The following is a 12209-nucleotide window of genomic DNA, read 5'->3' on the forward strand; positions in this document are numbered from 1 at the left end:
GGTTGCCCGCCAGCGTCTTTGGAGTAGGTCTGGCGACTCAGTCGAGTGATTCGTGCGCGGCCGGGACGGATCCGAGCCGGCCGGCCTGGAAATCCTCGAAGGCCTGCATGACCTCCGCCTTGGTGTTCATGACGAACGGACCGGCCATCGCGATGGGTTCGCGGATGGGCTGCCCGCCGAGGACGAACACCTCCAGCGACTCGGTGCGTGAGTCCTGGGTGTCGGCGGCCGCGATCGTGATCGAGTCCCCGCGGCCGAAGACGGCGGTCTGGCCGGACGAGATCGGTCGACGATCGGCGCCGACGTATCCGTCGCCCGCGAGGACGTAGACGATCGCGTTGAAGTCGCGGTTCCACGGGAGGGTGACGCTCGCGCCCGGTGCGACGGTCGTGTGCGACAGCGCGATCGGGGTGTACGTCGAACCCGGTCCCTGGTGTCCGGCGATCTCACCCGCGATCACGCGGACCAGCGCGCCGCCGTCGTGGCTCGAGAGGAGCGCGACCTTGCTGCCGGTGATGTCCTGGTAGCGGGGAGCGGCCATCTTGTTGCTCTTGGGGAGGTTGACCCACAACTGCACACCGTGGAACAGGCCGCCACTCATCACGAGGTGTTCCGGCGGGGTCTCGATGTGGAGGATGCCGCCGCCGGCGGTCATCCACTGGGTGTCGCCGCCGCCGATGGTGCCGCCACCGCCGTTGGAGTCCTGGTGCTCCATGATCCCGTCGATCATGTAGGTGACGGTTTCGAAGCCACGGTGCGGGTGCCACGGGGTGCCCTTGGGCTCGCCCGGTGCGTAGTTCACCTCGCCCATCTGGTCCATGTGGATGAACGGGTCGAGGTGGGCCAGGTCGATGCCGGCGAATGCGCGGCGGACGGGGAAGCCCTCGCCCTCGTATCCGACCGGGGCGGTGGCGACACCCAGGACGGGACGGTCGACCGCTGTGGGGTCGGCCGCCTCGATGCGGGGCAGCGCGAGGATGTTGTCGACGGTCACGGCAGGCATGGAGCTCTCCTCGGATCTATTAGTTGAGGATTCAACTAGTTCACCGTAGCTCAACACCTCGGGCGTGGATCTATTCCCCACCCCGTCCGGGTGGAGTGCACGCGGATCGGCCCCCGAACCCGGGGCCTCGAATCAACCGGACGCGTCGGGCGGGGATCCGACGAGTCCGAGCCGGGCCGCGGTGAGCAACGCGTCGGCGCGCGAGTGGACGCCCAGCTTGCGGTAGACGCTGCGCAGCTGGGTCTTGACGGTGTTCTGGGAGACATACAGCGTCCCGGCGATCTCGGCGATCGACGACGTGGACGCCAGGACATTCAGCACCGCGGACTCGCGGTCGCTGAGATCCACCAGCCGGATCCGGTCCGGGAAGACCGCCGACCCGGGAGGCGGAACCGCAGTCAGCCACTGCTCCGGCAGCGTCACGCCCAGCGCCGACATCTGCGCGATGCGGCCCGACGGCAGAGACGCGAACGGGCGGACCGATCCGGTCTGGCCGAACAGTGAGACCGCCCGCTGCAGCATCAGCCGAGCCTGGGCCTCGTGTGACAGATCGAGGTGTGCGGCAGCTTGGATCAGGGCCGACTCCATCCGGATCCGCGGATGGGCACAGTCCGTGACGGACGGCCGCACACAGTCCGCCAGTGCCGCCGCCGGGCGTCCGCTCGAGAGATTCATGCGTGCACGGGCCATCGAGGTCCACGGCCCGCGGTCGGTTGCATTCTCGACGGTCCGCCAGGCCTCGTTGCCTCGCCCCAGCGCCGAGTACAGGTCCGCCTCGGTTGCGGTGAGCAGTGACGCGGCCATCGATCCCGGGGCGAACCAGCGCTCGTAGACCGCGACCGCCCGGTGCAGGCGGTCGAGCCCGGCGCCGGCCTGCCCGCTCACGAGTTCCAGCTGGCAGTTCACGTACAGCGCGAATGCCCACAACTCCTCGTCGTCCGGCAGGTCGCCCAGTTCGGCGAGGACCTTCGCGGCGCCGTCGAGTTCCATGCGGTCCAGAGCGACCAGCGCGCCGGCCACGAGTCCCCCGACCCGAACCATCGCGTTGACCCATCCCCCGGCGCCCTCGTGCCGGCGTTCCTTGTCGAGCCAGGCCTCGGCGTGGCCCAGTTCGCCGATCAGGGCGTAGTTGAGAGCGAGGCTTCCGGCGGCGTTGCGGGCGACGAAGTCGGTTCCGGCCGGACGGTTGCTGGTGTAGGCCCGTCGGAGTTCGGCCGAGGACCGGGACAGATCGCCGTGCAACTGGTGCGTGATGCCCCACTGCAGCCGCAGCAGGGGAAGGAACGCCGCCACCGTCTCTGGCTGCAGTTCGACCGCGCGATCACCGAGTTCCGACATTCGCACGGTCAGCTCGGACGCCTGCGTGAAGTTGCCGGCGATCCGCAGGATGAACGACTGCACGCTGCTGACGGAGAGCGCGTCGGCGACCGCCGGGCCGCGCGCCGTCGTGTCGACGTCGACGGTGGACGGCGCCAGATCGGGCAGTTGAGCGGAGTCGGAGCCGAACCGCAGGAACAGTTCCCGGCCGGCCCGGATCGTGACGTCGTTGTCGGCAGCGTGGTCGGGAAGTGCCGCCAGGCTTTCCCGGACGAGACGGAAGTGCCGCGAAATCAGCGCGACCCAGTTGTCCTTCAGGATCGACACCGTCTGGTCCCAGTCCTGCCCCTCGACGGCGTACGTGAGCGCCCGAGCGGCGTCGTCCTGCTGGAGGAACCACCGAGCCAGGTCGCTCGACGCGCGCAGCGGACCGGCCGGGGCCTCGTTGCGGACATCGCGCATCAGGGACTCGCGGATCGGCGGTGGGTACTGCCATTCCGTGTCCTTCGGCCACGGCAGGCGGACCAGTACGCCGGCGGTTTCGAGTTCCTGCAACCTGTCGGCGGCGTTGTGGTCTCCGGTCAGCATCTCGGCCACGTCGACGGTCAGGGTTTTCGCCGCCGCAGTCGTCAGGATGAAGTCACGCAGTTCCGCGAGGTCCGGATCGCCCAGGATCTCCCGATCGACGCAGCGGTCGATGGATCGTTCCAGGGCCTGGCGGGCGAGTTCTCCGCTCTGCTCGAAGTCGGCGCCGAACGGGCGCGCGACGGACAGCGCGGCCTGCACAAGGGGCGGGAAGCCACCGGTGATGTCCTGCACGGCAGCCATCAGGTGCGGCGCCAGTTCCACGCCGCGCGCACTCAGCACCGCGCGTGACTCGTCGAGTGTGAACATCAGATCGGTGGCGGAGATCGCGACATGGTCGACGTCGAGCATCGCATCGCTGAAGACGCGTGAATCCCGCGTGGTGGCGACGACGTGCAGTCGCGGATCCCGATCGAGAAGCCCGAGGATGCGTAGCTCGGCCACCGGATCGTGCAGACGATCGACGTCGTCGAGGACGAGCACGACAGGGCCGGAAGCCGTCTCGGGAGTGGATCGGAGTACCGCGTCGACGCGGTCCGTCACGATGTTCCAGTAGTCGTCCGTTCCGGCCTGCGGTGCCGGCGTGTCTATCAGGACTGTCGGCCCGGACGGACGTTGCGCGGACGCGATCCAGGTGGTGGTGAAGGCGGTCTTTCCCGCACCGCGGGGTCCGTGGACCACCGTCAATGCGGGCAGTTCCGACATCAGTGCGAACAGTCGTGGGCGATCGAGCAGGAATCTGCGTGCACGGTCGCGTCGTCTGCCCGGATTCGGTCCTTCAGTTTGTGGTCCCACTCATATACCCCCAGTCCTCCACCGACATACTTCGATGGTCGGAATCGCCCCCACGAAACCTTGAACGTGCACGTGGCCGCCTTTCGAGGCCACGTGCACGTCAATTGAATAGTTTCACAACCCTCTGTGGGCGGGAGGGGAATCGCCGACCCGGGACGGGAGTGTGGTGCGTGTCTCTCACGGGCCCGGATTCGTGTTCGGTGCGGCCGCTCACGCGACTGGCGAGAGCCTCGTCGAGGACGGCACGGCCGCGTGGTGAAGGCCGGCTCGGGCGACGAGCCGGACCACCGCGTGTGCCACGTCGGCCGCCTGATCCAGGATCACCGAGTGGCCGGCGTCGTGCAGTCGCACCAGTTCGGCGGACGGTAGGCCCGCCGCGATCGCCACCGAATGCTCGAACGGCGTCAGCAGATCGGCGGAACCGCCGAGCACGAGCGCCGGGATGGTGCGGAGCGCCGCCAGGGAACCCGACTCGTCCAGTCCCACGAACGACCGGAGGAATCCGTACATGGTGACGACCGATGTCTGGTTGTCCAGCGTGAGGGTCAGGACGCGCTGCATCAGCCGGGGCATCCGTTCGACACCGAACTGGAACAGCGACACCACCGGGTGCCGGAGGAACCGGCCGAGGCCGGATCGGGTGATGCCGCTCGCCGCTGTCGACAGCAGCGCGACCCCGACGACGCGTGAGCCGACGGCACCCGGGTTCTGGCGGGTGTAGGCCAGCGCGGCCATGCCGCCCATCGAGTGGCCCACCAGCACAACGGGCCCGGTCGGGACGGTCGCCCGGATCACCGCGTCGAGATCGCGACCCAGTTGGTCGATCGTGTACGTGTCGGCGGGCGCACTGCCCGACTCGCCGTGGCCACGGTGGTCGTAGAAGACCATCCGGACCGACGGACCCCATTCCCGGACCAGGTGCGAGCGCAGCCGCGCCCACGAATGGGAGTGCAGGCAGTGTCCGTGGACGAACACTGCCGTGACCGGCGCATCGGACGGCCCGTACTCGCGCACCGCCAGCGCCACCCCGTCCTCGGACTGCACGACGTGCCGGCGGCCGCGGCCGTCTTCGGTGTTGCGCCTGGCGGTCATGACGCCCTCCCGGGTCGAGGTGGTGTGTATCCACCAATCTCGTACCTCGGGCGCCGCGCGGACAGTGGCCCGGGGGATGGCGGGGGACTCACCGAGGTGGCCGGCTCCGACCCCTCGGGTTGGTTGCCGAACTGTCGGTAATCGTGCGCAGGTGTCCGGTGCGGGAGGACAATCACCACGAGTGCAGTACGAGAGCGCAAACGGAACATCGGACCGGGAGGCTTTTGTGAACTACTTCGAAGACGACTCGCGGAATTTCTCCGGCAGGGTGCGCGAGCATCCGGGCGAAGCGATCGAGGATTCCCGCAACTGGCCGGGATACGCTCTGGTCGGGATCGCGATCGTGACGCTCGGTATGGCATTGGTCGCGGCGGGCTACGGGTTCCAGGGGTGGGCGTGGATCGCCGGGACGATCTGCGCGGTCAGCCTGGTGATCGGGCCGGTACTGGTCCTCCGTGAGCACCGGCGGATCAAGAGGCTCGACGATCTGGGATTGCCGGACGGCTTGGGCTACTGAGCCGGGCGGCCGCGCGCCGGCGGCCTCGGTGCGGCCGTCAGGTCGGCTGTTTCTGTGCCCAGTCCTTCGCGATCTCCGGGTAGCCGGCCGCGATCTGGTCGACCCGTTCCGGGGTCGCCGATTCCAGTTCGGCGCGGTGGCGCTGTGCCTCGGCGAGGGACCCGGTGAATCCGTCCGCAGTGGGCACCGGCGACGGCTCGTCCGCGGTCGGTGCGTTCAGTTCCAGCGTGTGGATGATGCCGTCGAGTCGGTTTGCAACGAAGTGGCGCTTGTCCTCACTCATGAATCCATGACACCACCGCGACGCCGGTGTGCATACCCCTCTTGCACCGTCCGTCCGGTGCGTGCGATGAGTTTTCCGTTCAGCACCGGTCTGTCCCGGTGTGAGCATCTCGCAGGCTCGCCCCACCCGAACGTCACCCTCGAGTCAGGAGTTCCCCGATGTCCCGATTGATCTTCGTGAACCTGCCGGTTCAGAACGTCGCTGCCACCCGGAAGTTCTTCGGGGACCTCGGCTTCGAGTTCAACGAGCAGTTCTGCGACGAGAGCACCGCATGCATGGCGATCAACGACTCGGCGTGGATCATGCTCTTGCAGGAGAGCCGCTTTCGTGACTTCATCGCCGACGACATCTGCGACACGACGAAGAGCCGCGAGGTGCTCACGTGCATCTCGGCCGACAGCCGTGAGGGTGTGGACTCGCTGGTCGACGCCGCCATCGCGGCCGGCGGCACGAAGTGGATGGACCCGCAGGATCACGGATTCATGTACGGGCGGTCCTTCCGCGACCTCGACAACCATGTCTGGGAGGTCATGTGGATGGATCCGGCCGCGAGCGGGCAGTAGCCGTCAAGGGTGGGCGGGCAGCCCGAATCTGTCGAACAGTTCGGTGTCGAAGAAGCACGTGACGTGCGCGACCCCGCGTTCGGTGACGTCCAGGACATGCAGTTGGAATGGCCGGTGGACGCCGTCCTCGCCTCGCATGTACAGGCCGAGCGCGGGCTGCCCGTTCGCCGACGTCGGGAGCAGTCGCATGTCACCGGCGCCCTCGGCGGGGCACTTGTTCTTGATGAGGCGAGCGATGTCGGCGCCGCCGACGTACCACCCGACGAACGGCGGCATCTCCCACACGGCGTCGCGGGTGAACAGTTCCACGAGTCCGTCGATGTCGTACCGCTCGAATCCGTCGACGTACCGGCGGAGTAGTTCGCGTGTCTCGTCGGACTCGGGTTCGACGAGCGTGTCCGGGGTGGGCGTGGCCTCGGACAGCTGCGCCCGAGCGCGTTGCAGCAGACTGTTCACCGCCGCCGTGGACGTGCCCAGGGCGGTGGCCACCTCGGCAGCTTTCCACTGCAGCACGTCCCGCAACACCAGCACCGCGCGCTGACGAGCCGACAGGTGCTGCAGCGCGGCGACGAAGGCCAGTCGTACCGATTCGCGTCCCGCGACGACGGTTGCGGGGTCGTCTGCGCCCCAGCCCGAATCGCCCCACACCATCGAATCCGGAATGGGTTCGAGCCACGGCACTTCTCCGCGCTCGACCAGCTCGTCTGCCGGATCGGAACTGGGCGCACCCAGGCCGGTCGGCAGCGGGCGGCGCGCCCGGCCCTCCAGCGCCGTCAGGCACGTGTTGGTCGCGATCCGGTGCAGCCACGTGCGGATCGACGAACGGCCGTCGAAGTTGCCGTACCCGCGCCACGCTCGCACGAGCGTCTCCTGCAGCAGATCCTCGGCATCGTGGAGTGACCCCATCATCCGGTAGCAGTGCGACAGTAGTTCGCGCCGGTAAGGATCTGCGGCAGCGAGGAATTGGTCGTCGACGCTCTGCTCAACGGTCATGTTCCGAACCCTAGTGGCGCCCCCCGACAAGCGGAACGATCCGATGCGGGCGGGGTGTGCGACTCCCACCCGAGGGTGTCTGTCGGCGCGCCCGCGACACGCCGAGGATCGAATGCATGGAGCGGTCGACCGTGCCGCCCGGTGAGGGAGAGCGACAAATGTACGGGATCGTCTGCAACACGAAGCGAATCGGTGAGATGACCGCCGAGCGGGCCCGAGAGGTCCTGGACGACTGGGTGCCCAGCGCCGTCGAGGGCGACGACGAGGCGCGCTCGGAAGTGCTCGCCGTGGTCTACCCCCTGGTGCGCCGGTACTGCTACGCCCGGTTGGGACGCGGGGCGCTGCGCGAGGTCGCCGAGGACGTGGCCCACGAGGTCTGCGTCGCAGTGTTGACGGCGTTGCCGCGGTACCGGGAGCAGGGCGCATCGTTCCTGACCTACGTGTACGCGATCGCCGGACACAAGGTGGTGGATGCCCGCCGCGCCGCCGGTCGGACCTGCGACCCGCTCGACGAGGCCACCGACCCCGTCTGCCCGGATGCCGGCCCCGAGGAACGGGCGATCGCCTCCGAGTGCGGCGCCCATGCCCGCGCGCTGGTCGACTCGCTGCCGGAGCGCTACCGCGAGGTCGTGGTGATGCGCGTGATGTGGGGGATGTCGGCGGCGGAGACCGCGGCGGCCCTCGGCACGACGGCGGGGGCGGTCCGGATCGCGCAGCACCGCGCACTCGGCCGGCTCCGGGCACAGTCTCCCCGGGTAGTGGAAACGGCGGCCTGAGTGCGCCACAGTCACAGATCGTGCTCGGTGATCACGCCGCTGTGCAGTGCCTTCTCCACCAGTCGGAGGCGCTTCTGGTTCTGAGGCAGCTTCTCGACGCCGAACTTCGCGAACAGTGCGCGCAGGTGCGTCTTGACCGCATCCACGCTGAGGAACACCTCGTCGGCTATCTGCTGGTTGGACGCCGGATTCGCGAACGCCGCATTGTGCTTGTACGGCCGGCACAAGGCGATCAGGATGGCCCGCTGCGTCGCTGTGAGCGAGCGGACGGTCGGAATGTCCGCGGCGATGCGGGTCGGTTCCCCGCCCTGACCGGACAGGTCGCGGAACACGAACGCCGAGTTGCCGATCCGGATGCTGTCGCCGTTGCGTAGTCGTCGCCGGCCCGAGATCCGTTCACCGTTGACGAAGGTGCCGTTGCGGGACAAGCCGTCGTCGGCGATCGTCCAGTCGGTACCGATCCATTCGATCGTCGCGTGCAGCCGCGACACCTCCGGGTCCGACACCAGTGGAACGTCCGCGTCGGACGAGCGGCCCACCGTCACCCGCGGGGTGTCCACGGACAGCGTCAATTCGCGCGGACACCCCGTCTGGTCGGTGTACCGCAGGCAGGGCGCGTCGATTGCACTCATCGCCACTCCTCGGGGACGTTTTCATCGTGCCCGTAGGAACCGGCGGCTGACAAGCACCCCACAGTGGCGTCGACCGACCTACACTCGCACTCGTGCAGCACACAGAGTCGGAATTCGCCGGGGTGTACGGAACCCGCATCGTGTACGACGTCTGGCGGCCGGACGGTCCGCCGACGGCAATCCTCCTGCTCACGCACGGCCTGGGTGAGCATGCGCGCCGCTACGGCCACGTCATCGCCCGGCTCACCGCGCTGGGTCTGGTGGTGTACGCACCCGACCATCGCGGCCACGGTCGTTCCGGTGGGAAGCCGATCGAGCTGCGCAACTGGTCGGATTTCACCGACGATCTCCACCAGCTGTCCGCGATCGCGATCACCGAGAATCCGGGGCTCGACCGTTTCCTGCTGGGCCACAGCATGGGTGGTGCGATCGCGCTGTCGTATGCGCTCGACCATCAGGACGAGCTGGCGGGTCTGATCCTGTCGGCGCCCGCGGTCGACGTCACCACGGGCAAGCCCAAGATCGTGATCGAGATCGGGAAGCTCCTCGGACGCTTCGCTCCCGGTGTCCCCGTCGAGACGCTCGACGCGAAGGCGGTCTCGCGCGACCCCGCCGTGGTCGCGGCGTACGAGTCCGACCCGCTGGTCCATCACGGAAAGGTCAAGGCGGGCATCGCGCGCGGGATGATCATCGCCGCCGAGAGTTTCCCGGCCCGGTTGCCGTCCCTGACCCTGCCGATGCTGGTCATGCACGGCACCGAGGACCACCTCGCCGACATCTCGGGCAGCCGGATGATCGCCTCGCGCGCCGGATCGAAGGACTTGACGTTCAAGACGTACGACGGTCTGTACCACGAGGTGTTCAACGAGCCCGAACGGGACAAGGTGCTCGACGATCTCGTGGATTGGCTCCGTCCGCGCCTGAAGTGACGTAATATTCCGGAATGACCGATCCTGCAACGACACTCACGCACCGGACGGTACGCGTCGGGGACATCGACATGCACATCGCCGAGCAGGGCGCCGGCGACCCGATCGTGCTGTGTCACGGCTTCCCCGGCCTCTGGTACAGCTGGCGCCACCAGCTGTCGGCGCTGTCCGCCGCCGGCTACCGGGTGATCGCCCCCGACATGCGCGGCTACGGCCGCACCGACGTGCCGTCGGACCCCCGCGAGTACGACCGTCGGCACACCGTCGACGACATGGTCGGTCTGCTCGATGTGCTGGGCATCGAGCAAGCGGTGTTCTCCGGCCACGACTTCGGTGCGCAGCTCGTGTGGGACCTGCCCAACTGGGCGCCGGGCCGGGTCCGGGGACTGATGCAGTTGAGCGTTCCACGGATGCCGCGGTCGCCCGTCCGGCCCACCGACGGCTTCCGGTATCTCTCGTCCCAGCACTTCGTGCACCTGCACTACTTCCAGGAGTACGGCCCGGCCGACCGCGAACTCGGCGCCCACCCGCGAGAGTTCCTGTCCAAGATCTTCCACGCACTGAGCGGCGCCAATCGTTACCTCGACTGCTGGGACTTCCCGTCGGAGGGCAACGGCTACCTCGACGTGCTGCCCGAACCGCCGGCGTTGCCGTGGTCGTGGCTGAGCGAGGACGAGTTCGGCTACTACGTGGACGAGTTCACGCGCACCGGATTCACCGGTGGGCTCAACTGGTACCGCGCCGACGACTACGTGTGGGAGCAGAACGAGGAACTGCACGGGCGTCCGGTCACCGTCCCCACGACGTTCATCGCCGGCGCGAAGGACCCGGTGCTCGAGATGATGGGCGAGAATCCGTTCGAGACGATGGCCTCGATGGTGCCGGGCCTGCGCTCGACCCACGTGATTCCCGACGTCGGGCACTTCGTACAGATGGAGGCGGCCGAGGAGGTCAACACCGCGATGCTCGAGTTCCTACGCGGGCTCGACTGACGGCGCGAAAGAAAGTTCGCCGGCGCTGTCCTTTCGGGGCCTTTTCGTTCGTCGTCATGGTGTACCGCAACAACGAACAGCTCTCGAGAGGAACCGATCATGAAGTATCTGCTGCTGATCAACGCCGAGTCCGCCGACGCCGCGAGTGGCTGCACCCCCGAGGACTGGATGGTCTACGACAAGGAGGTCAAGGACGCCGGGATCTTCGTCTCGGGGGAGGCGCTGGCCGACCTCGTGACCGCCACGAGCATCCAGGTGGGGGAGGACGGCGCCCGCACCGTCACCACCGACGGACCGTTCGCCGAGACCCGTGAGGTGCTGGGCGGTTTCTACGTCATCGACGTGCCGGACCTGGACGTCGCGCTCGACTGGGCCGCCCGCTGCCCGGGATCGCGCGGTGGCGGCCGGATCGTGGTGCGCCCCATCGCCGACTTCGGCAACTGACGACCGATGGGCCGGGAGGACAGCGGCCGCGCTGCCGACGCGGAGGCGTCCGTCGAGGCGGTCTTCCGGGAGGAACGCGGCCGCCTCCTCGCCGCCCTGGTCGGCCGCTTCGGCGATCTCGACCTGGCGGAGGAGGCCACGTCGGAGGCGATCGAGGCCGCGCTACGGCACTGGCCGGTGGACGGGGTGCCGTCCAAGCCCGGGGCCTGGCTGTTGACGACGGCCCGGCGCCGGGCCGTCGACCGACTGCGTCGTGACCAGGCACTCGCGGCGAGGATCGCGGTGCTGCAGGTGGAGGCGGATCGCGCGGATCCCGCGCCGCCCGCGGACGCCGGCGGGGAACTGCCCGACGAGCGACTGCAGCTGTTCTTCACGTGTGCGCACCCGGCGCTGCCGGTCGAGGATCGGACGGCGCTGACGCTCCGCTGCCTCGCCGGCCTCACGACACCCGAGGTTGCCCGGGCCTTCCTCGTACCGACCGCGACGATGGCGAAGCGGATCACGCGGGCCAAGAAGCGGATCCAGGACCTCCACATCCCCTTCCGGGTACCGGGAGCCGACGAGCTTCCGCAGCGGCTGCCCGGCGTCCTGCAGGTGCTGTACTCGATCTTCACCGAGGGCTACGCGGCGAGTGCCGGGGAGGACCTGCAGCGGGTCGACGTCGCGGAGGAGGCGATCCGCCTGACCCGGATCCTGCACCGCCTGATGCCGGACCAGCGTGAGGTGTCCGGGCTGCTGGCGCTGATGCTGCTGACCCACGCCCGCCGCGACGCCCGTACCGGGCCCGGCGGTGCGCAGGTTCTGCTCGACGACCAGGACCGCGACCGGTGGGATCGCGCGATGATCGAGGAAGGCAGCGCCCTGGTGCTCGTGTCGCTCACCGGCGGCCCGCCCGGCGCGTACGGCGTGCAGGCCGCGATCGCCGCGTTGCACGACGAGGCCGACGACGTCGCCGACACCGACTGGCCGCAGATCGTGGCGCTGTACGACGTGTTGCTCGCGCTCACCCCGTCTCCGGTGGTCGCACTCAACCGGGCTGTAGCGGTCGCTATGCGCGACGGCCCGGAGGCGGGTCTCGCGCTGCTGGACGATCTGGCCGACGAACCACGCCTACGCGACCATCACCCCTACGCTGCAGCACGCGCGGAACTGCTGGCCCGGACCGGACGACGACGGGAGGCAGCCGAGGCCTACCGCCGCGCCCTCGACCTGGCCGGGACCGAACCGGAGCGCGCGTACCTGCGGCGCCGACTCGCGGACACGCAGGACTACAACTAGGGCGCCTCGC

The 12209-nt window shown here is 68.7% G+C and carries 13 protein-coding genes; 7 read left to right on the plus strand and 6 right to left on the minus strand.

The window, feature by feature from the left end; translation table 11 throughout:
* Positions 1-37: 37 nt before the first annotated feature.
* The 3 genes from AC1RIF_RS18415 to AC1RIF_RS18425 form a co-directional block, all read right to left on the minus strand.
* On the minus strand, positions 38-1003 hold the full coding sequence (locus AC1RIF_RS18415; protein WP_492602812.1) for a pirin family protein: 966 nt from the start codon (positions 1001-1003) through the stop codon (positions 38-40).
* A gap of 132 nt (positions 1004-1135) precedes the next feature.
* Complete coding sequence (locus tag AC1RIF_RS18420) at positions 1136-3610, minus strand: LuxR C-terminal-related transcriptional regulator (protein WP_492602813.1); 2475 nt, start codon at positions 3608-3610, stop codon at positions 1136-1138.
* 300 nt (positions 3611-3910) lie between these two features.
* Positions 3911-4792, minus strand: coding sequence for an alpha/beta fold hydrolase (locus AC1RIF_RS18425; RefSeq protein ID WP_492602814.1), 882 nt, complete (start codon positions 4790-4792; stop codon positions 3911-3913).
* Between the two features lie 226 nt (positions 4793-5018).
* Between AC1RIF_RS18425 and AC1RIF_RS18430 the strand changes: the two genes are divergently transcribed.
* A complete protein-coding gene (locus AC1RIF_RS18430; protein WP_492602815.1) occupies positions 5019-5309 on the plus strand; it encodes a hypothetical protein in 291 nt (96 codons plus the stop codon).
* A gap of 37 nt (positions 5310-5346) precedes the next feature.
* On the opposite strand, the gene AC1RIF_RS18435 is transcribed toward AC1RIF_RS18430, so the two are convergent.
* The gene (locus tag AC1RIF_RS18435) at positions 5347-5592 is read right to left on the minus strand and encodes a hypothetical protein (protein WP_492602816.1); all 246 of its coding nucleotides are present in this window, start codon (positions 5590-5592) and stop codon (positions 5347-5349) included.
* A 158-nt stretch (positions 5593-5750) separates the two neighbouring features.
* Here AC1RIF_RS18435 and AC1RIF_RS18440 point away from each other — a divergent pair, with 158 nt between their 5' ends.
* Positions 5751-6155 carry a VOC family protein gene (locus tag AC1RIF_RS18440; RefSeq protein WP_492602817.1) on the plus strand — a complete coding sequence of 135 codons (405 nt, stop codon included), beginning with the start codon at positions 5751-5753 and terminating at the stop codon, positions 6153-6155.
* A 3-nt stretch (positions 6156-6158) separates the two neighbouring features.
* On the opposite strand, the gene AC1RIF_RS18445 is transcribed toward AC1RIF_RS18440, so the two are convergent.
* Positions 6159-7148, minus strand: coding sequence for a sigma-70 family RNA polymerase sigma factor (locus tag AC1RIF_RS18445; RefSeq protein WP_492602818.1), 990 nt, complete (start codon positions 7146-7148; stop codon positions 6159-6161).
* A 197-nt stretch (positions 7149-7345) separates the two neighbouring features.
* Between AC1RIF_RS18445 and shbA the strand changes: the two genes are divergently transcribed.
* Positions 7346-7924, plus strand: a complete 579-nt coding sequence (shbA, locus tag AC1RIF_RS18450) for an RNA polymerase sigma factor ShbA (protein ID WP_492603135.1) — start codon at positions 7346-7348, stop codon at positions 7922-7924.
* 11 nt (positions 7925-7935) lie between these two features.
* On the opposite strand, the gene AC1RIF_RS18455 is transcribed toward shbA, so the two are convergent.
* The gene (locus AC1RIF_RS18455; RefSeq protein WP_492602819.1) at positions 7936-8556 is read right to left on the minus strand and encodes an FHA domain-containing protein; all 621 of its coding nucleotides are present in this window, start codon (positions 8554-8556) and stop codon (positions 7936-7938) included.
* A 92-nt stretch (positions 8557-8648) separates the two neighbouring features.
* Between AC1RIF_RS18455 and AC1RIF_RS18460 the strand changes: the two genes are divergently transcribed.
* From AC1RIF_RS18460 to AC1RIF_RS18475, 4 genes are all read left to right on the plus strand, one after another.
* The gene (locus tag AC1RIF_RS18460) at positions 8649-9485 is read left to right on the plus strand and encodes an alpha/beta hydrolase (protein WP_492602820.1); all 837 of its coding nucleotides are present in this window, start codon (positions 8649-8651) and stop codon (positions 9483-9485) included.
* A 14-nt stretch (positions 9486-9499) separates the two neighbouring features.
* A complete protein-coding gene (locus AC1RIF_RS18465; RefSeq protein ID WP_492602821.1) occupies positions 9500-10477 on the plus strand; it encodes an alpha/beta fold hydrolase in 978 nt (325 codons plus the stop codon).
* Between the two features lie 99 nt (positions 10478-10576).
* The gene (locus tag AC1RIF_RS18470) at positions 10577-10921 is read left to right on the plus strand and encodes a YciI family protein (protein WP_492602822.1); all 345 of its coding nucleotides are present in this window, start codon (positions 10577-10579) and stop codon (positions 10919-10921) included.
* Positions 10922-10927: 6 nt separating this feature from the next.
* Positions 10928-12199 (plus strand): RNA polymerase sigma factor, encoded by a 1272-nt coding sequence (locus AC1RIF_RS18475; protein ID WP_492602823.1) that lies wholly within the window; start codon positions 10928-10930, stop codon positions 12197-12199.
* The last annotated feature ends 10 nt before the right edge of the window (positions 12200-12209 follow it).

This window comes from Prescottella sp. GW823-FHT02E09, assembly GCF_058797375.1.